Source organism: Rhodococcus sp. IEGM 1381, assembly GCF_030056795.1.
In the GTDB taxonomy this organism is placed as follows: Bacteria; Actinomycetota; Actinomycetes; order Mycobacteriales; family Mycobacteriaceae; genus Rhodococcoides.
This window is the reverse complement of sequence record NZ_JASHKQ010000001.1, coordinates 916409-936093: the sequence shown is the minus strand read 5'-3', so window position 1 is coordinate 936093 and position 19685 is coordinate 916409. Positions and strand designations below refer to the sequence as shown.

General features: G+C 64.0%; 19 protein-coding genes. 9 read left to right on the top strand and 10 right to left on the bottom strand.

Going from position 1 to position 19685, the window contains the following annotated elements; translation table 11 throughout:
- Positions 1–8 precede the first annotated feature (8 nt).
- Entirely contained in the window at positions 9–1319 is a 1311-nt protein-coding gene (locus QM797_RS04490; protein WP_283273935.1) for a cytochrome P450, read from the top strand.
- On the opposite strand, the gene QM797_RS04485 is transcribed toward QM797_RS04490, so the two are convergent.
- From QM797_RS04485 to QM797_RS04465, 5 genes are all read right to left on the bottom strand, one after another.
- A complete protein-coding gene (locus QM797_RS04485; protein ID WP_283273934.1) occupies positions 1297–2376 on the bottom strand; it encodes an ABC transporter ATP-binding protein in 1080 nt (359 codons plus the stop codon). The genes QM797_RS04490 and QM797_RS04485 overlap by 23 nt on opposite strands.
- Positions 2376–3701 (bottom strand): ABC transporter substrate-binding protein, encoded by a 1326-nt coding sequence (locus QM797_RS04480; RefSeq protein WP_283273933.1) that lies wholly within the window; start codon positions 3699–3701, stop codon positions 2376–2378. The genes QM797_RS04485 and QM797_RS04480 overlap by 1 nt, the downstream gene beginning before the upstream one ends.
- Before the next feature lie 28 nt (positions 3702–3729).
- Positions 3730–4614, bottom strand: a complete 885-nt coding sequence (locus QM797_RS04475) for a carbohydrate ABC transporter permease (protein ID WP_283273932.1) — start codon at positions 4612–4614, stop codon at positions 3730–3732.
- Positions 4611–5555 carry a carbohydrate ABC transporter permease gene (locus QM797_RS04470; RefSeq protein ID WP_502942291.1) on the bottom strand — a complete coding sequence of 315 codons (945 nt, stop codon included), beginning with the start codon at positions 5553–5555 and terminating at the stop codon, positions 4611–4613. The genes QM797_RS04475 and QM797_RS04470 overlap by 4 nt, the downstream gene beginning before the upstream one ends.
- Positions 5556–5709: 154 nt before the next feature.
- Positions 5710–6618, bottom strand: coding sequence for a L,D-transpeptidase (locus QM797_RS04465; RefSeq protein WP_283273931.1), 909 nt, complete (start codon positions 6616–6618; stop codon positions 5710–5712).
- A 297-nt stretch (positions 6619–6915) separates the two neighbouring features.
- On the opposite strand from QM797_RS04465, the gene QM797_RS04460 reads away from it, so the two are divergent.
- From QM797_RS04460 to QM797_RS04445, 4 genes are read left to right on the top strand one after another with little or no spacing between them, the layout of a single operon-like run.
- Positions 6916–7647 (top strand): glycosyltransferase family 2 protein, encoded by a 732-nt coding sequence (locus QM797_RS04460; RefSeq protein ID WP_283273929.1) that lies wholly within the window; start codon positions 6916–6918, stop codon positions 7645–7647.
- On the top strand, positions 7644–8639 hold the full coding sequence (locus QM797_RS04455; protein WP_283273928.1) for an acyl-CoA dehydrogenase family protein: 996 nt from the start codon (positions 7644–7646) through the stop codon (positions 8637–8639). The genes QM797_RS04460 and QM797_RS04455 overlap by 4 nt, the downstream gene beginning before the upstream one ends.
- Complete coding sequence (locus QM797_RS04450) at positions 8633–9382, top strand: PIG-L deacetylase family protein (protein ID WP_283273927.1); 750 nt, start codon at positions 8633–8635, stop codon at positions 9380–9382. Before QM797_RS04455 ends, QM797_RS04450 begins: the two co-directional genes overlap by 7 nt.
- Positions 9379–10026, top strand: a complete 648-nt coding sequence (locus QM797_RS04445; protein ID WP_283273926.1) for a class I SAM-dependent DNA methyltransferase — start codon at positions 9379–9381, stop codon at positions 10024–10026. Before QM797_RS04450 ends, QM797_RS04445 begins: the two co-directional genes overlap by 4 nt.
- A gap of 26 nt (positions 10027–10052) precedes the next feature.
- Here the strand turns inward: QM797_RS04445 and QM797_RS04440 are convergent, their stop codons facing one another.
- Together QM797_RS04440 and QM797_RS04435 are read right to left on the bottom strand one after the other, a co-directional pair.
- Positions 10053–10793 (bottom strand): GAF and ANTAR domain-containing protein, encoded by a 741-nt coding sequence (locus tag QM797_RS04440; RefSeq protein ID WP_283273924.1) that lies wholly within the window; start codon positions 10791–10793, stop codon positions 10053–10055.
- Positions 10794–10909: 116 nt separating this feature from the next.
- Positions 10910–11935, bottom strand: coding sequence for a zinc-binding metallopeptidase family protein (locus tag QM797_RS04435; protein WP_283273923.1), 1026 nt, complete (start codon positions 11933–11935; stop codon positions 10910–10912).
- Between the two features lie 210 nt (positions 11936–12145).
- Here QM797_RS04435 and nhaA point away from each other — a divergent pair, with 210 nt between their 5' ends.
- The 4 genes from nhaA (at position 12146) to QM797_RS04415 (ending at position 16960) form a co-directional block, all read left to right on the top strand.
- The gene (gene nhaA, locus QM797_RS04430; protein ID WP_283273922.1) at positions 12146–14005 is read left to right on the top strand and encodes a Na+/H+ antiporter NhaA; all 1860 of its coding nucleotides are present in this window, start codon (positions 12146–12148) and stop codon (positions 14003–14005) included.
- A gap of 134 nt (positions 14006–14139) precedes the next feature.
- Entirely contained in the window at positions 14140–15165 is a 1026-nt protein-coding gene (locus tag QM797_RS04425; protein ID WP_283273921.1) for an alpha/beta hydrolase, read from the top strand.
- The gene (locus tag QM797_RS04420; protein WP_283273920.1) at positions 15162–16079 is read left to right on the top strand and encodes a glycosyltransferase; all 918 of its coding nucleotides are present in this window, start codon (positions 15162–15164) and stop codon (positions 16077–16079) included. The genes QM797_RS04425 and QM797_RS04420 overlap by 4 nt, the downstream gene beginning before the upstream one ends.
- Complete coding sequence (locus QM797_RS04415) at positions 16076–16960, top strand: glycosyltransferase family 2 protein (RefSeq protein WP_283273919.1); 885 nt, start codon at positions 16076–16078, stop codon at positions 16958–16960. The genes QM797_RS04420 and QM797_RS04415 overlap by 4 nt, the downstream gene beginning before the upstream one ends.
- 7 nt (positions 16961–16967) lie before the next feature.
- Here the strand turns inward: QM797_RS04415 and QM797_RS04410 are convergent, their stop codons facing one another.
- Genes QM797_RS04410 through QM797_RS04400 form a run of 3 tightly spaced genes read right to left on the bottom strand, consistent with a single transcriptional unit; the run spans position 16968 to position 19560 of the window.
- Positions 16968–17783, bottom strand: coding sequence for an ABC transporter permease (locus tag QM797_RS04410; protein ID WP_283273918.1), 816 nt, complete (start codon positions 17781–17783; stop codon positions 16968–16970).
- Positions 17780–18607 (bottom strand): ABC transporter permease, encoded by an 828-nt coding sequence (locus tag QM797_RS04405; RefSeq protein WP_283273917.1) that lies wholly within the window; start codon positions 18605–18607, stop codon positions 17780–17782. The genes QM797_RS04410 and QM797_RS04405 overlap by 4 nt, the downstream gene beginning before the upstream one ends.
- Complete coding sequence (locus tag QM797_RS04400) at positions 18604–19560, bottom strand: ATP-binding cassette domain-containing protein (protein WP_283273916.1); 957 nt, start codon at positions 19558–19560, stop codon at positions 18604–18606. The genes QM797_RS04405 and QM797_RS04400 overlap by 4 nt, the downstream gene beginning before the upstream one ends.
- Between the last annotated feature and the right edge of the window lie 125 nt (positions 19561–19685).

The window sequence follows — 19685 nt, the reverse complement described above, 5'->3', positions numbered from 1 at the left end:
GTGTTCGGATGAGGGAATTTCTGCGATGGCTTGCAGCGCACGGGGTCATTCGGTTCGCGGCCAAACGAGCAGCGGCAGCGGGCGATCCACAGGCCATGCTGGTGGCCGATCCAGCGACGCGGGTGAATCCGACGCCGGTCTACGAAAAGCTGCGCGGCACGGCACCGCTGGTGAAGACCCGCATCTCGAACATCACCGTGCACCATCGGGTGGCCTTCGACCTGCTCCGCTCCGACGACTTCAGAGTCACTCGACTGGGCGGCACCTTGCCCGCACCGCTGCAGTGGATCGAACGACACACCAGATCCGGTGCCCTGCACCCGATTCTGCCGCCGTCTCTCCTCTCGGTCGAACCGCCTGATCACACGCGGTACCGCAAACTGGTGTCCTCGGTGTTCACCGCTCGGGCCGTGGCGCAGATGCGCGATCAGGTACAGGAAACCGCCGACGCACTGCTCGACGAACTGTCCGACGGTTCTCCGGTTGTCGACATAGTCGATCGCTACTGCGCGCGCCTGCCGGTCGCGGTGATCGGGCGAATCCTCGGCGTTCCGGTGGAAGACAACCAGCGGGTTCTCGAATTCGGTGAGATGGCCGCACCGAGCCTCGACATCGGCTTGTCATGGACCCAGTTCAAGCAGGTCGAGCGTGGGCTGATCGGATTCGACGCCTGGCTCTCCCAGCACATCACCGAGCTGCGCCGCACTCCCGGCGACGATCTGATGAGCCAGCTGATCGCCGCGAAGGACGAGGGCATCGGCCTGAACGACGAAGAGCTCAAAGCCACCGCAGGATTGGTGCTGGCAGCAGGATTCGAGACGACCGTCAACCTGCTCGGTAGCGGAATCCGGTTGCTGCTCGATCACCCCGATCAACTCGCCGTACTGCAGCAGGACCCGTCGCACTGGCCCACTGCCATCGACGAGATGCTGCGGATGGAATCTCCGGTGCAGCTGACCGCGCGAGCCGCCAAACACGATGTCGTGGTGGAGGGCGTGCCGATCAGGGAGGGATCACTGGTGATCCTCGTGCTCGCCGGGGCCAACCGAGACCCGCTGGTGTTCGAGGATCCGAACAGATTCGACGTCACCCGCGCCAACGCAGGCAAGCACCTGTCGTTCTCGGGCGGCCGCCATTACTGCCTCGGCGCAGCACTGGCCAAGGCCGAATCGGAAGTAGGCCTCAAAGCGCTGTTCGACAGGTTCCCCCACCTGCGCTCGGCAGGCGAGGGAACCCGTCGCAACACCCGTGTCCTTCACGGATGGGCCACCCTGCCGATCGATCTCGGTGAACCTGCTACGACAACCGCAGGCCGGTAGCAGAGTCGAAGAAGAACAGCTCGTCCAGCTTGGGTACCAGTCGAACCGTCTCGGCCAGTGCGATGGACAGCTTGCGGTCGACGCGAACCGAGATACGTCCGGAGGTCGTCGTCCACCCACCGTCGATACTGGGTGCGGATGCGTAGACGAACGACTCCGCACCGAGTTCCTCGATCAGCTCGACGGTCAGCTGCAGCCCGAGGCCGTCGCCCACCAGATCCCACGATTCCGGACGAATTCCGACCACCACGCGCTCACGCGCCGACGACGGGACCGGGATGCGCAGTTCGCCGAGTACGGCGGCACCGTCGTGCACGGGGGCGTCGACGAGGTTCATGCCGGGTGACCCGATGAATCCCGCGACGAACGTGTTGACGGGGTTGTCGTACAGCTCCCGCGGAGCGGCGATCTGCTGCAACTTGCCGTCGAGCAACACCGCGACCCGGTCACCCATCGTCATGGCCTCGACCTGATCGTGGGTGACGTACACCGTGGTGGTGCCCAATCGTCGCTGCAGACCGGCGATCTGGGCTCTGGTCGACACTCGCAGCTTGGCGTCGAGGTTCGACAGCGGCTCGTCCATGCAGAACACCTTGGGTTGACGCACGATGGCGCGCCCCATCGCTACTCGCTGGCGCTGGCCGCCGGAGAGCTTGCCGGGCTTGCGATCGAGCAGCGGCTCCAGCTCGAGCATCTTCGCCGCATCGAGCACCCGTGCTGCGGTGTCCACCTTGCTCATTCCGGCGTTGCGCAGCGCGAAGCCCATATTGTCCCCGACGGTCATGTTGGGGTAGAGCGCGTAGTTCTGGAACACCATCGCGACGTCCCTGGCCCGCGGGGCCAACGAGGTGACGTCCACTCCGCCGATGTCGATGTGACCGCTCTCGACGGATTCGAGGCCGGCGAGCATCCGCAGACTCGTCGACTTCCCGCAGCCCGAAGGCCCGACCAGGACGATGAATTCACCGTCCGCGATGTCGAGTTCCAGGCTGTCCACAGCGAGCGCATCGGCTCCCGGGTACCGGTGCGAGACACCGGCGTAGTGAACGGCGGCCATTACTTCGGCAGCTTCGGGGTGATCTGGCGGTCGATGATCTGCTGCAACTGCTCCGAGATGGACGCGAATGTCGTTGCGACATCGGCATTCTGCAGTGCGATCTGCTCGAGTCCGCTACCGATGATCTTGTCGCCACCGGGAACGAACACCCGGGCGTAGTCCTGTGAGCGGGTACGCGCCAACTGGTCGACGGCCGTCTTCGCGTTGGGGTTGGCCTCGAGGAACGCGATCTCCGACGGGTCCTGCTGCGCCGACTTGCGGACCGGCATGTACCCGGTGTTCTGCGAGAAGTAGGCGGTGTTGGCACCATTGGTGACGAAGTCGATGAATTTGAGCGCGTTCACCTTTCGCTCGTCCGAGATCTTCGCCGGGATGGCCAGGCCCGCACCGCCGGTGGGGCAACCGGGTGTTCCCTCGGTGGCGGGAAGGAAGGCGGTACCGAACTCGAATGCGGCGCCGCCCTTGATGGTCGACAGGTCACCGGTGGAGGCGATGGTGGACGCGATGATGCCTGCTGCGAAGTCGTTGGCGATGTCGTTGGACACCGCGGCGTACTTCTTGGTGTGGATCATGTCCTGCAGGAACTTGCCTGCCGCAATGGTATTGGGGTCGTCGAACTTGAGCTGGAACTGATCCGAGTACGAACCGTCGAACGTCCAGATCGGTCCCTCGAACGTCCACCCGAGGTAGTCCACGGCGTTACCCCAACCGTGGGCGAGCTTGCCGTTTCCGACGACGGCCTGGATGCGTGGGCCCCACTCGTCGAATTCCTGCCAGGTGGCCGGTCCGCGATCGGGGAGTCCGGCGGCCGACCAGACGGCCTTGTTGTAGTAGAACAGCGGCGTCGAACGCGCATACGGCAGCGCCCAGTGGTTGCCGTTCCAGTTGTAGTCCGCCAGCAGCGAATCCACGTAGTCGGACTGGTCGACTCCGGCCGCGGAGAAGTGCTTGTCGAGGGGCTCGATCGCACCGGTGAGTGCGTAGTTGAACCACCAGACGTCCGAGAGTACGACGACGTCGGGCACATCGTCGCCCGAGAGTGCCGCGTTGAACTTCTGCGACACCTCCTCGTAGTTCTTTCCGCCGTCGATGAGGTTGACCGTCAGGCCCGGGTTCTGAGCCTGGAAGCGCGAGATCAGTTCCTTCTCGAATTCCTGGGACTTGCCCGGGTGGTTCGACCAGAAGTTGATGGTGCTCGCATCGCCCTCGACACCGCCGCCGCCGGACGAGCCCGATCCGGGTCCGCTGCAGGCTGCGAGGGCGGCAGCGGTTGCAGCCGCACCGGTGAGCGTGAGAAAGCCACGCCGATTGATGATGTGTGCCATGGTGTTCGACTCCTGATAGTGAGGTGAATCAGCCCTTGACCGCACCGGAGGTGAGGCCCTTGATCATGTGGCGCTGCAGGACGAGAAAAACGAGAAGGATCGGCAGGATGGTCAGCACTGTCGCGGCCATGACCGCGCCCCAGTTGGTGTAGCCCTCGCTGTTCTGCAGCAGGGTCAAGCCGACAGGGAGCGGCGCGACCGACGAGTCGTCCGACATCAGGAACGGCCAGAGGTATTCGTTCCATTCGGTGACGATCGTGATGATGGCGAAGGCCACCATCGTCGGACCCGACAGGGGCAGGATCACTCGGAACATCAGCCGTACCGGCCCAGCACCGTCCATGCGGGCGGCCTCGATGATCTCCGGCGGCAACGACAGGAAGTGATTGCGCATCAGGAAGGTACCGAAGGCCACACCGGCCAGCGGAATGATGATGCCCTGGAACGAGTTCCGCCAGCCCAACTCGGAGATGAGCGAGTAGTTCGAGATGACGGTGATCTGATTGGGCACCATCAGCGCGGCGATGATGACGAGAAAGACGATGTTCTTGCCCGGGAACCGCAGGAACACCAGACCGTAGGCGCTGAGGACCCCGAGAACGAACTTGATCGACGACACGGCCGTGGTGATGATGATGGAGTTGCGCAGGTAGGTGAAGAACGGCACCTCCGTCGTCGCCTCGTCGTAGTTCTGCGGGTGAAAGACGCTGGGCCACCACGTGACCGGCTGCACGTAGATATCCGGTCGATCCTTGAAGGAGGTGATCAGGATCCAGAACAGCGGCAGCCCGATCATCAACAGGACGGCAACCATGGCTGCGTAACCGAGGATGTTCGCGCTTCGGCGCGTGCGCTGCGGATCGCCGGAGGTCTTTTTTGCCGCGGTCGTCGCGGGCTTGTCCACCACTGTCATCGCTGATCGTCCCGATCCATGATTCGTACCTGCACGAGGGTGACGATCAACAGCACGAGGAACAGGATCGTCGCGACGGTTGCTCCGTAGCCGGCCCTGAAGTTGCGGAACGTCTCCTCGTAGACCTGATAGACCATCGTGGTCGTTCCGGTGGCCAGTGGGCCGCCGCGCGTCATGACGTTGATGATGTCGAAGACCTGAAGTGAGTTGAGCAGCACTGTGATCGACAGGAAGAACGTCGTCGGACGTAGCTGCGGTAGAAGCACTTTTCGGAACGTGGTCCAGCGGCTCGCCTGATCGATCTCGGCCGCTTCCATCAGTTCCTTGCGCACACCCTGCAGAGCCGCAAGGTAGATGACGAAGGTGTATCCCAGGTTCTTCCACAGGTAGGTGACGGTGATCATGACCATCGCCCACTTGGGGTCCTGATAGAAATCCGGGACCGCGCCGAGGCCGAAGCGTCGCATCAGGTCCTGCACCAGGCCGAAGTTGGGGTCGAAGACGAATTGGAATGCGATGCCGATCGCTGCGCCGGAGATGACGTACGGGGCGAACACGGCGGAGCGAACGAAGTTGCGGCCCCTCAGCTTTCGATCGAGCAGCAGGGCGAGCACCAGGCCGAGCACCAACGACCCGACGACGGCCGCGACCGTGAACACGACGGTGTTGCCGACGATCTGCCAGGTGTCGTCGCGGGAGGCCCACTCGCGGTAGTTGTCGAAGCCGACGAACGTGGACGTGGGTGAAGACAGGTTCCAGTCGAAGAACGAGAACTGGAAGTTCTCCACCAGCGGCCGATACGTGAACACCGCCAGCAAGGCCAGGTTTGGGCCCACGAGAATCAGGAACAGTGCGTAGTCGGTCCACGGCCGCGAGAAGAGACCGGAGTGGAGCCTGCCGGAACGACCAGCAGGCCCGTTCTTGCGTGCCGTGGGCAGCACTCGTTCGGTTGTTGCACTCACCGCGAGGACTGTGCTCAGTCTCGGCTAACGAATGGTGAACTGAGCCCCAACGTCCCCTGACGCTCAGACCAACCTATGTGAGCGGAACTTCGTAGTGGGCTACGAAGTTCCAGTCACATGCGGCGAAGCCGCTCTAGCGGTTCCAGTCTCCGAGGCCGTCGGATCCGCTCAAGGTGCCGCCGTCGGTGTTGACGACGACGACGGGGTCGCCCTTCTGGGCGTTCTCGAAGAACCACTTGCCGTCTTCGGTGCTGACGTTGAGGCAGCCGTGCGAGGCGTTGGAGTAGCCCTGCTGGGATTCCGACCACGGGGCTGCATGCACGAAGATGCCGCTGTAGGAAATGCGCGTGGCGTACTCGACGTACGTGCGGTAGCCCTCCTCGGAGTCCACCGGGACGCCGTAGGTGGACGAGTCCATGTACATGTCGCGGAAGCGCTCGCCGACGATGTAGGTGCCGTTCGGAGTTTCGTGGCCGACCTTGCCCATCGAGGTGGGCATGGTCTTGACGACCTCGCCGTTGCGGGTCACGGTGATCTGCTTGGTGTTGTCGTCGGCCGTGGTGATGATGGAGTCTCCGGTGGAGAACTCGGCCTTCGCGCCGCCCGCTTCGACGGTCACCTGGGTATGCGCCGGGTAGAACTCGTTGGGCAGCCACCGGACCTGGCTGTCGTTGATCCAGTAGAAGTGGCCGTCGACGGACGGGTTCGTCGTGACGCGAATGGCCCGCAGTGCGGCATCGCGATCGCCGATGGCCTCGTCGAAGCGGATTGCGATGGGCTGCGCAACTCCGACGACCTCGCCGCCGGACGGGCTGATGCTCGGATCTGCAAAGTTGGCCGGTGCGAGCTGCGGAACGAGTTGCTGCGGTGCGGGAGCTGCGGGATCCGAGGATCCGGGCAAGCCGGGAATGGAGATATCCGGGCCACCGGGCCACAGCGGTGCGGCCTGCGCCGATCCGAGTGCTGCAGATGCAGCAAGGGCTGTACCTGCGACGATTGCCCCGATACGGGCGAACCTGCGAGTGCGAACCTGTGTTGCCATGTGACCCGACCATCCTTCGTACTGCGTCGTGATGCCCATCAGCAGTGCTACCGCGGGGCAACGCCCATTAACACATACCGCTCGGACATTTGCTAATCGGATATTTCCGAAACGGCCGAAAGAAACCCCGAGTACGAGTACCTTGCTTCAACCCGACCCGGACATTGTCTCAGCTGGCCAGAGCGCATGTGTCGACAGGCCGGGAACGGGTACTAGAGAATGAACCTCATCCGTCCAGACACCGGCGGTTTCCCGTTCGCGGACTGTCCTGAGTCCGGTGTCTGAAAAGGGTGGACCGTGGTCGTCGAAGTTTCTCCCCGTATCCCCAGCCGTACCCCCGTCTGTCACATCGTCGTCGTCGTACCAGCGCACAACGAACAGGATCTGCTCGACGCCTGCCTGACGGCACTGTCGCGGGCAGAGCGTCGCGTCGTCGAGGTGGCCCCGGTGACCGTATCGACGATCGTCGTGCTCGATGCGTGCACCGACGAGTCCGCCTCGATCGCCGCCCGTCACCCATCGGTGTCGACCGTGACAGTCGAACACCGCAACGTCGGAGCAGCCCGGGCAGCCGGATTCTCGAACCACACTTCAGAACTCGCAGCCACGACCTGGTTCGCCACCACCGACGCCGACACCCGGGTGGGCGAGGACTGGTTACTCGGCCATCTTCGGCACGCCACCGACGGCGCTCGGGCGGTGGCGGGAACGGTGTCCGTCGAGTTCGAGGGCCGCGTCGGAGAAGACGTACGGCTGCGATCGACCTACGACGCGCACTACCGACACGAACTCGGCCATCCACACGTACACGGCGCCAATCTCGGTATCCGAGCGACGGATTACCTCTCCGTCGGCGGATTCGCGCCGCTGGCCACCGGCGAGGATCACGACCTGGTCCGACGCCTCGAGCTCGGCGGCATCGCGTGCCGTCGGGTGTGCGACATCTCGGTCACCACGTCGGGACGACTCCGAGGCAGAGCGCCCGAAGGTATGGCCGAATTCCTACGTTCTCTGGAGCCTTCCGCATGATCGACACCGAATTCCGCACATCGATCGACCCCCCGAAACAGAACACGGGGCTGCGCGCCGCCTTCCTGGCTTTCGAGGCCGACGGGCGTCTCGACCTGGCCCTACCCGGCTCGGGCTACACAGACCTGCGATGGCAATCGCTCGCCGCCCTCAGTCGGCACAACACCGTTCTCGGCAGATGGTCGGAGGCGCACACCGATGCGATCGCGATCTTGCACGAACTCGACGGCCCGACGCCGGAGCGCGGGCAGATCTGGGGAGTGTGGGCAGCGGAACCGCCGGCACCGATTCTCGAAGCGGTCCAACAGGATTCGGGCTGGGTTCTGACCGGAACCAAGCCCTGGTGCTCCGGCGCATCGCTGTGTACGCATGCTCTGGTGACCGCCCGCGTGGACGGAAGTCCCCGGTTGTTCGCCGTCGATCTGACCCATGAGGGCGTCGCCCCGGTACCGAACACATGGCATGCCGTGGGCATGAGCGAGAGCGATTCGGGTTCGGTTGCATTCGATGCCGTCCCCGCCGTCACCGTCGGAGGTCCGACCGACTACCTGACTCGGCCGGGATTCTGGCACGGGGCGATCGGAGTTTCGGCGGCATGGTTCGGCAGCGCGTGCGCTGTCGCGGATACCCTGCACGCTGCCGTGCGAGAGCGGCCGGATCCACATCGCGCGGCCCATCTCGGTGCCATCGCGGCAGCACTCGGCGCGGCATCGAGTGCGCTGACCACCGCGGCGGCCGAGGTGGACGCAGATCCGTTCGACCGCTCCGGTCGCGCTCGAACGCGGGCGCGGATCGTACGCGCTGTCGTCGAGGATGCGGCCACGCAGTGCATCGACCGCGTCGGTCGGGCTCTCGGTGCCGGCCCCCTGTGCAGCGATGCAGAGCATGCCGGACGCGTCGCCGACCTCACCGTCTACCTGCGGCAGAGCCACGCCGAGCGCGACCTCGAAGCCCTCGGCCGCGACATCGCCGAGGAAGACAACCCATGGTAGAGAACGCCTTCGACTCGGAAGTCGATGTCGGCACCGCAGAATCGGACTGGATGACGGCCGATTGGTCCGTCCCCGGCCTCGAGTGGAATGACGTCGTCACCATGGTCGTCGTCGCCCCACACCCGGACGACGAAATTCTCGGTGTCGGTGGATTGCTGTCGTTGGCGGCCGCGGCAGGCGTCGACGTGCGGGTGGTCGCGGTGACCGACGGCGACGGCTCACATCCCGGATCCCCGACGGTGACAGCGGAGGACCTGCGTGCACGACGCCCCATCGAGTCCGAACGTGCGCTCGCCGAGCTGGGAATCGACCACTCTCCGACGCGATTGCAGATCACCGACGGTGCCGTCGAGCACCACGAAAGTGCAGTGGCCGACGCGTTGATGCCGCTGCTCGACGCCACCCCGGGTACCTGGTGCCTGACGCCGTGGCGTGGGGACGGCCATCCCGATCACGAAGCCACCGCGAGAGCGTGCCTCACCGCGGCGAACGCGGTCGGAATACCGGTGGTGGAATACCCGATCTGGATGTGGCACTGGGCAACTCCGGAGCATCCTGCGGTCCCGTGGACACGGTGTCGCCGGATCGATCTTCCACCGCACACCCTCGAGGCCAAACGGGCATCCATCGAGCAGTTCGACTCTCAGATCCGGCCCCTGTCCGATCACCCCGCGGATCGAGCCGTCTTGCCGCCGCATATCCTGGCCCGCTACCGGCGACAGTTCGAGGTGGTGTTCGCATGAGCCAGGATTCTCGAACGAGCCTGAGCGCCGAGTACTTCCGCAATGTCTATGCGGCAAAGGATGATCCGTTCATGCTCGACAGCAAGTGGTACGAGCGGCGCAAGTACGCGTTGACCATGGCCTCGCTACCCAAGCCGCAGTACCGGCGGGCATTGGAGCCCGGTTGTTCGATCGGTGTACTCACCGAACAGTTGGCCGCACGGTGCGAGCACGTGGTCTCGACCGACGTGGTGCAGAGCGCCCTCGACTCTGCTCGGGCTCGCGTACAGGATTCTGCTGCAGTGGAATTCGCGCTGTGGTCTCTGACGGACGACTGGTCGGCCCTGCCCGACGCGAAGGAGACCTTCGATCTGGTCGTCGTCAGCGAGGTCGGGTACTACCTCGATGCCGCCGATCTGGCGTCGGCCATGAATCGCGTCGTCGAGCATCTGGAGACCGGCGGCACGCTGGTGGCAGCGCACTGGCGTCACGATGTGGACGACTATCCGATCTCGGGCGATCGAGTACACGAGATCATCGCCGCAACACCAGGATTGGCTCTGCTCAGCCGCTACCTGGACGAGGACGTCCGAATCGAAGTCTTCGTCGTCTCGGACGGTCCGGCGGTGTCGGTCGCGAGTACGGACGGCCTCGACGTGCGCTGACTGCGCTCGATCTCTACTGGTGGGGCTCAGTCGGTCGACTTCGCCGCGTCGATCACAAGCTGTTCGGCGAGGTCGGCGAGTTTGACGTTGGTGTCCTGAGAAAGCTTGGCCAACAACGCGAATGCTGCCTGCGAGTTCAGGTTGTACCGCTCCATCAACATGCCCTTGGCCTGACCGATCAGGTCTCGGCTCGTCAACGCGGCCCGGATCTGCTGCTCCTCGCGTGCGGTGGAGAACGCGATGGCGGCATGGGCAGCGAACAGTGAGCCGATGGATTCGGCCTCCTCCGAGAACGCGTTCGTGCGGGTGGAATGCAAGTTCAGAGCGCCGAAGTTGATTCCCTCGACGTAGAGCTGGAAGCAGATCATGCTCTTGACCCCGAGCGCGGACGCGGCGTCTGCGAACAGTGGCCAGCGGGTGTCGCTGTCCATGTCGTCGATTCTGATGGTCTTCTGTTCGACGGCCGATTCGAGGCACGGGCCCTCGCCCAGTTGCTCCTGAATCTTGTCGCAGTGGCCGGCAGGCTCACCCGACAGCGCAGCACTGTGCACGAACTTGCCCTGCAGCACGGTGGTGATGGACGCGAACTCCGCAGACGGGACATTGGCGACCGCCGACTCGGTGATGACGGCCAGAACCCGATCGGGATCCGAATGCTGACGCCGCAGCTTCTCGGCCACCTCGGCCAGCCGTCGACTCAGCTGGAAGTCGGTAACCCGCGGGATCGCGCCCGACGCGTTCAGTGTCTGCTCGCTGATGGTGGTCACCTCGTCCTACTGCTGCACTCTGCCCGCTACTGCACGGGGCGTACCCGGTGTCGGCGGCATGCCGACAACACAGGATACGCCCCAGGCGGCGAAGCTCAAGAACCGTTAGCGGAGCATCAGAGTGTGCTGGGTGCAATCAGGGAGTGAACGTATCCGATCTTCTTCACCACGGTCGGCGGCAGCACGAACGGGTAGAGGTCCTGGTGGCCCATCGAGCGGTTGATCTGATTCAGTGCCCACGACAACGGCAGCCACCACTCGATGATCTGATCGAAGCCGACCTCGCCGGGCAACGGACTTTCGAGGGTGGATCCGGCCGGTGCCATCCCGAAAGCCGCGGCCGTGTCGAGGGTGTCGCGGATGTGCAGGTAGTGGGCGAAGGTCTCGGCCCAGTCCTCGGCGGGGTGCATGGTGGCGTAGGACGAGACGTAGGTGTCTTCCCAGCCCTCCGGTGCACCTTCGCTGTAGTGGCGATCGAGTGCATCCTGGTAGCTCGAATCCGGATCGCCGAACAGTTCCTCGAACGCCGCGCGGTGTTCGCCGTTTCCGACCAGCACCATCTGGTAGTAGTGGCCGATCTCGTGACGGAAGTGCCCGACCAGCGTGCGGTAGGGCTCCGACATCTCCACGCGGAGCTGCTCGCGGTGCACGTCGTCGCCCTCGGCGAGGTCGAGGGTGATCAGACCGTTGTCGTGCCCGGTCATTACCTGTTGGTTGGCGCTCGAGAGCAGATCGAACATCAGACCTGTCGACGCGTCCTCGTCCCGGCCGACGATCGGCAGGCCCAGCTCGGTGAGCTCGAGGATGACGCGACGCTTGTTCGTCTCCGCGTCCGCGTAGGCCGCCATCGCGTCCAGGTCGTCGTTGGCCGGACGAGTCCGCGTCAGCCGGCAGGACAGGCAGAGGTCGTCGGAATCGGATGCGTCGACCAGCCAATTGCAGCGCGCGGTGTTGAGGTTGGCGCACGTCTTCCAGATGGCACCGTCCACCTCGGCTTCGGCGACGCCGTCGTCGGCCTTGTCCGGGAGCACCAGCAGCGCCCTGCTCGGCAGATGGAAGCCGAGTGCGCTCGAGCAGCTCAGACACAGTGAGTTCTCGAACGACAGCTTCTGTCCGCATTTGCGGCAGATGAAATCACGCATGGATGTTCCTTCGTGGCAGGGGTGAGTCGGGCTCGTATTCCCGTTTGTCCGCGGACTAATGCCTTTTCCCGAATATGTCGTGCATATCTCTCCCGGCGCTTCGGGCCCGCGGCCCGACAACCCTACTCGAGTGCATGGAAGGAAAGCGCCGATGGTGGTGTTGGTACAGACTGCTTCACAACACTCCTCGAAGAAGGACTCGGACTGCAGATGGCAGATCAGATCACGCCGACGAACCGGCCGATGGCACGCTTCGTCGAACGGATCTCGCGGGCTCGCGGCGAGAGAAACAGCGAGACCTTGGCGGCAGGCTTCCTATTGGCCGCCACCCTGATCGCCCTGATCTGGGCGAACTCACCCCTGGGTGAGACGTATCAATCGTTTTGGCACACAGAGCTCTCGGTCACCGTCGGCGAGCACGGCATCTCTCTCGATCTGGCCCACTGGGTCAACGACGGGCTCATGGCGCTGTTCTTCTTCGTCGTCGGTCTCGAGGTCAAGCGCGAGTTCGCGATGGGTGAGCTCACCGACCGATCACGCGCCGCCATCCCGATCGTGGCTGCACTCGCCGGCCTGGCCGCACCCGCGCTGCTGTTCCTCGCCTTCAACCCCTCCGGCCCCGCAGCGCAGGCGTGGGGTGTCGTCATTTCCACCGACACCGCGTTCCTGCTCGGGGCACTCGCCGTCCTCGGCCCGAAGAAGGCCGCGCGGTTGCGGATCTTTCTGCTCACGCTCGCGGTAGCCGACGACGTGGGCGCGCTGGCGATCATCGCGTTCTTCTACACCGACGATCTCGATGTGGTGCCGTTGGTGTTGGCGTTCATCGGGCTCGGGCTGATCTTCCTACTGCGTCGGCTCGAGGTGTGGCGCGGTGTCGGATACTTCGTCGTCGCACTGTTCACGTGGGTCGCGATGTACGAGTCGGGAGTTCACCCCACTCTCGCCGGCGTGATGATCGCGCTGATTCTTCCGGTCTACCCGCCGCGCCGCTCCGAGGTGGAGCGAGCATCGGACCTCACCCGCGCCTTCCGTCAATCACCGAATCCCGAATACGCACGAGCAGCGAGACTCGGCCTGGATCAAGCTGTCTCGGTCAACGAGAGGCTGATGCGGCTCTATCAGCCGTACACGGCTTTCATCATCGTGCCGATCTTCGCACTCGCCAACGCCGGAGTGGTGCTGAGCTCCGAGACCCTGAAGGCTGCATCGACATCGACGCTCACCTGGGGCATCATCGCCGGTCTCGTCCTGGGCAAGCTCGGCGGAATCACCGGCGCATCAGCCATTTTCGCCAAGTTACGGCCCTCCGCCCTGGCACCGGGCCTGACGCTCTCGCACATCGCGGGCGGTGCGGCGATGTCCGGAATCGGATTCACGATCTCGCTGTTCATCATCGACCTCGCGCTCGACGACCCGTTACTGGCCGACGAGGCCCGCGTCGGCGTGTTGGCGGCCTCGGTGATCGCCGCGCTGCTCGGCTGGATCCTGTTCCGCATCGACGCGAAGATTCACCCACCGAAAGCCGAAGCGTCGCTGCGCATTCTGCGTCCGGTCAGCGCCAAGCGCGATCACATCCGTGGTCCCGTCGACGCTCCTTTGACCATCGTGGAGTACGCCGACTTCGAGTGCCCGTTCTGCAGCAAGGCAACCGGCAGCGTCGCCGAGGTACGCAAGCACTTCGGTGACGACCTCCGGTACGTCTACCGCCACCTCCCGCTGGACGACTATCACCCCCATGCCCGCTACGCGGCCTACGCCAGCGAGGCCGCGGCAGCGCAGGGCAAGTTCTGGGAGATGGCCGACGTGTTGTTCCGTAACAGTGACGCCCTCGAACCCGACGACATCGACGGTTACGCACGTGAACTCGGCCTCGACATGGACAGATTCGAGGACGACATCCGCACCGGCGACTACGTGGTGCGCGTCGAGGACGACGAACTCGACGCCACCTCCTCCGATGTGGGCGGCACCCCGACCTTCTACCTGGGTCGCGGCGACAAGAACCTGACCCGACACATCGGACCGTACGATGCGGCGACACTGATCAAAGCACTGGAAGAAAGTCACTGAGCCTTCGCAAAACCGTCCGGCGTTTCACCTGAGGGCGATCCGACCCGACAACGTACATCGGGAGACGCCGCGACTTCGAATCGCCCGATGCCGTTCACTGCGCTGTGCGCGCTTCATTGGGTAGTCTCACAACCATGAATGCCTTCGCCCTGCGACTGCGTTCCCTGGGGGGAATTCTTGCGGCGTCGCTGATACTTCTGCCCCTGACGTCCGGTGGTGTGGCGTACGCGGACGAAACAGAAGGTGCAGCCAGGGTGACGTCCTTCGATCACGTGTCGGGAGACCGTTGGTCGATGACGGTCTACTCGCCGTCCATGGACCGCGAAATACCGCTCGATGTGCTGCGGCCGGACTCCGCGGAACCCGCGCCCACGCTGTACCTGCTGAACGGGGCGGGCGGCGGCGAGGATGGCGCAACGTGGCTCGCACAAACCGACGTAGAGGCGTTCTTCGCGCCGCAGCACGTCAACGTTGTCGTCCCCTCCGCCGGCATCGGCTCGTACTACACCGACTGGATTTCACCGGATCCAGCTGTCGGGCAGCCCAAATGGCGAACGTTCCTCAGCGAGGAACTACCCGAGGTCATCGACGCCGCACTGAGCACGACAGGGCGTAACGCAATCGCCGGGATATCCATGTCGGCGACGTCTGTCCTCGACCTCGCCGCCACGACGCCGGAACGCTACGTCGGAGTCGCATCGCTCAGCGGTTGCGCCCGCACGTCGACCCTCGATGGTCAGGCCGCCGTTCGCGGGGTCGTCCAGATCGCTTCCGGCGCAGACGCAACCAACATGTGGGGCCCGTGGAACGGACCGGAATGGGTGGCGCGTGATCCTTATCTACGGGCAGAAGCGCTGCGAGGCAAGGCAATCTATATCTCCAGCGGCTCGGGGCTAGCCGGTCCGTACGACACGCCGGAGGCACCGCGCCGTCCGGGATCGCCGCCCCTGTACGAACAGATCGTGGTCGGTGGAGCCATCGAGGCGGCCGCCCGGTACTGCACCGACTCGATGGCCGAACGTCTCGAGGCCCTCGGCATTCCGGCCACCATCCACCGTCCAACGGTAGGGACGCACTCCTGGCTGTACTGGCAGGACGAACTTCACTCCGCCTGGCCTCTACTGCGCGACGCGCTCGGCGGCGCCGGGGTTACCGAATGACCATCACCGCAGTGGTCACCGCTTTCGAACCCGGACAGTCCCTACTCGACACCTGCGAGGTCGCGGCGCGTCAGGTGGACGAGATCATCGTCGTCGACGACGGATCTCCGAGCGATGTCTCCACCGTGTTGAATCACTGCCGCGAACTCGGTTACGTCGTCATCGAATCGGAAACCAACAAGGGGATCGCCCATGCCTTGAACGTCGGGGTGCAGCATGCGCTCGACACCGGGGCCGACGCCGTGCTCACGCTGGATCAGGACACGGTGCTCGACGACGACTACGTCGAGAAGGGCATCGCGCACCTCGAACTCGCGCGGTCGCTCGGTCTGCCCGACGTCATGCTCTCGACGTCGCTCATCAACGACCTCGTTGCCCCCTTCTGGTTCGCGCACAAGGGGTTGACCCTCGCATTCGAACCGATTCAGTCGGGCATGATCATCACCCGATCACTGTTCGAGAAGATCGGTCTGTTCGAGGAAGAGCTGTTCATCGACTGCGTGGAGACCGAGTTCTATCTTCGGGCACGAGCCAACGGAGGTCATGCGCTGGTGATCCCAGGATCTCGGATGGAACACCAGATGGGCCGCCCCATGGTGTGGTCTCCACGGTGGCCGATCTCGCTGCTTCTGCGATCGTCGTCGGGGCGTCTCGAGTTTCGCGGTGACGCGCCGTTCCGGCACTACTACATCATGCGAAACCGATGGACCGTGTACCGGCGGTACGCGCGGAGCGAGCCCCTGTGGTGCATGGTGTCCGTCCTGAAGGATTCATTGGCGCGCGGTGGCCTCTTCGTTGCCGGTGACCATCGACTTGCGCGAATCTATTTGACGCTCAGTGGTCTTCGTGCCGGAATTCGAGGCGATACCGGCCGAGTCCCGGAGCGCGTTCTGCGGCGCGCACGACTGTCGTGACCGTACTGACGACTGCCACCGTCGTCATTCCCGCGTACAACGCACGTACGACCATCGACGAGCAACTCGACGCGCTCGAGCGGCAGACATACGACCGACCGTTCGAGGTTCTGTTGTGCGACAACGGATCCACGGACGGGACGGCCGCGCATGTCGCCGCCCGTCCTCGGTGTGAGGCCTACGAGCTCCGAGTGATCGATGCCTCTGCGACCCCCGGTGCCTCGTATGCCCGAAACACGGGTGCATCCGTTGCCAGGGGTGAATTCCTCGCGTTCTGCGATGCCGACGACAAGGTATCGCCGATGTGGCTCGAGGCGTTGGTCGACGGAGTTCGACGCGCCGAGGCGGTGGCGGGCACCCTGGTGACAAGTGACGTGAACAGCCCTAGGGTGCGGGCTTGGCGTGAGGCACCCCCGCGAGACGCGCTCCAGGAATGGTGGAAGTTTCTACCGGTGTTGACCGGTGCTTCTTTCGGAGTCACGGCGGCTGCATATCGGGCCGTGGGTGGCTTCGACGAGTCGTATCGAAGCGGCGGAGAAGACACCGACCTGGCCTTCCGCCTGCAGCTCGCGGGTTTCGGCCTCACTCACGCCAGAGACGCCGAGACCGCATACAGGCTTCGGCCGACTCGACGCGGCTTATGGCATCAGTCGGTGATGTGCGGCCGCGGCGATGCCCGCCTCTACGCCGACTACCGGTCCTACGGCATGCCGCGTCGGCACCCAGTGATGACAATGGACGTGATCGCCCTCGTCTTGTTGCGAAACCCGTTGTTGCCGAAGCTGATCACCCGCCTCGATCGCGGAAGGTGGGTGTTCTTCGCCGGCAACCTCGTCGGCCGCGTCTGGGGCAGTGTCGAGAACAGGGTCTTCTACGTCTGATCGCCGGTCATCGCTGGGCCGCGCGGCGGTAGCCGCGGACGGCGGGCAGTGCGAACAACACCACCAAGACGGTGCTCCACGCAGCGGTGGCCGTGAGAGATCGTGTCAGATCGGACCCGGTGGCGACGGCTCGCATGGCATCGACAGCACAGCTCAGCGGCTGATACCGAATGACAGGCTGCAACCACCCGGGATACGAAGACACCGGCACAAATCCCGAATTGAAGAACAGCGCTATGTTGGTGCCGACGGCAGTCCACTCCACCACCTTGGTCTTGTCACCGCGCAGAGCGAGTGCCGTCACCATGACGGAGAAGGACAGGCCGAACAGCAAGGCGATCGCGAGCACACCGATCAGTCCGGCCGCCCCGGTATCGATGCGGAAGCCGACGACCACCCCGACGCCGAGAATGACCAGGACCGTCACCAGAACGCGGATCACCTCGGCGCACAGCCGTCCCACCATCGCCGACGCGCGGTGCACGGGCAAGGCCCACATCTTGGTCAGCTGGCCGTTGTCCCGTTCGCGTTGTAGGCCGATACCGCTGATCGAGGCTCCGGACATGGCACCTACGAGAGCGACCATCGGAACCATCCCGTCGACGGGCGAGCGTCCTGTCGCTTGGGACACCGAGCGGTCCAGAACGAGCCAGAACAGCAGCACCATGATTCCCGGGTACAGCAAGGCCTGCAGGAGCGTGACAGGGTCTCGAATCCACTTGACGAGAATTCGTGAGCATTGCAGCCACGAGGCACGCATCAACGACCCGGCCGACCCCTCCGGCAGCCGCCCGTCGCGGGGCACGAATGTCAGTTCACTCACGTGCGTTTCCTCTGCGCGAGCACAGCCACGGGGACGAACACCACCGAAAGCCCTACCAGCCACAGGCCGGCGGGCAGAATCGTCGCGAACCTGATTGTCCCGTCTGATAATTCACGAAGCGTGGCGGCGAAATGCGAGACCGGCTGATTGCGTGCGAACGGCCTGGCCCACTCCGGGAAACCGGTTTCCGGAACAAATCCGGTGGACAGTAGGCCGAGCACGAGTTGAGGAAGAACCAACAGCTGCGACGTCGCTTCGGGGCGGCGGGCGATCAGACCGAGCGCGTCCGCGCCGAGTGCGAATACGGTGCCGACGAGTAAGGCAAATGCAACGAATCCGATTGTCGATGCAAGCGATCCAGAAAACCGGAACCCGAGCACAGTTCCGCAGAATATTGCGGCGAAGACCGACACGATCGAGCGCAGCGTGTTGGTGAGCATGCGGGAAATCAGCGGAACGTACTGATTGACCGGCATGGCCGACAGGCGCTTGTTCATACCCCGCATGGCATCCATCGCCGACCGCTGCGCAGCACTGACCGCAGTGAACGCCGCTGTCTGCAGCACGACGATCGGCAGCAGGAATTGGATGTAGTTCACATCCTGCTGTTGCATGATCGATCGGAGCGGAAGGTAGAGGCCGAGAGCAAAGACTGCCGGCATTATGACCGCAATCAGGAACTCGTTCTCGACGCGAGCCGAAGTCACTGCCCGTGAGGTCATCGCCACGCATTGACGCACCACGGCGGACCGGTCGCGGGAAAGCGCGCGTTCGCTCGGCCACTGCAACGACCGCGCCACCGGATCCACTACCGGCGTCGTCACCGAGTGCTCGGCACGGTGAGAGCGAGAAACACATCATCGAGCGAGGGTGTGCGGAGCCCGATATTTCGCAATCCGACGCCGATTCGCGAGGCTGCGGCAATGACCTCCGCCATGGTGTCGACACCGTCGATTGCGGTCAGGCGGATAGTCGACTCACGCGCAACCACGTTGCATGCGGAATCGAGGTGGACTGTCAGTACGGCGGCCAACCGGAGTGCATCGGCGGCATCGGTCAGCATCACGTCGCACAACGTGTCACCCACCCGGGTCTTGAGGTCGTCCGGGCTGCCTTCGGCGACCACCTTGCCGTGATCGATGACGACGATGCGGTCGCTCAATCGATCCGCCTCATCCAGATACTGAGTCGTCAGCACCGTCGTGATGCCGTCGGCTTTGAGTGACTCGACGAGCTCCCACACACTCTGTCGACTGCGGGGGTCCAATCCGGTGGTGGGTTCGTCGAGGAACACAACCGACGGTTTCGCGACGAGCCCGCACGCTATGTCCAGTCGTCGGCGCATGCCGCCGGAGTACGTCGACACCGGGCGTTGCGCCGCCCCGGTCATGTCGAACAGATCGAGCAGGTATTTCGCGCGCTCGCGAGCGGTGGCTCGGCGTAGACCCGACATCCTTCCGAAGAAGACAAGGTTTTCCGCACCGGTAAGAGTCTCGTCCAGCGCGGCATACTGCCCGGTCATCGAAATACGTTCCCGAACATCGGGGCCCTGGGTGACCACGTCGTAACCACAAACGAGCGCATTCCCCGAATCGGGCACCGAAAGCGTGCACAAGATCTCGATCAACGTTGTTTTACCTGCACCGTTGGGGCCCAGAATGCCCAGAACAGTCCCGCGCTCCGCAGATAGAGACAACCCATCCAACGCAACGACATCGCCGAATGTCTTCCTCAGGTCCGATACCACAACGGCGTCGGATTGACTTGTGGGGGACATCGACTCGCTGCGCTCCTGAGGTCGGCGGGGAATCCATCGGAGCGGTTCGCTCGCAATCAACTTACTGTGCCACGACAACTGTCGATGATAAGAGGATGTAGATCTTTCGAGAATGCCGAATGCAC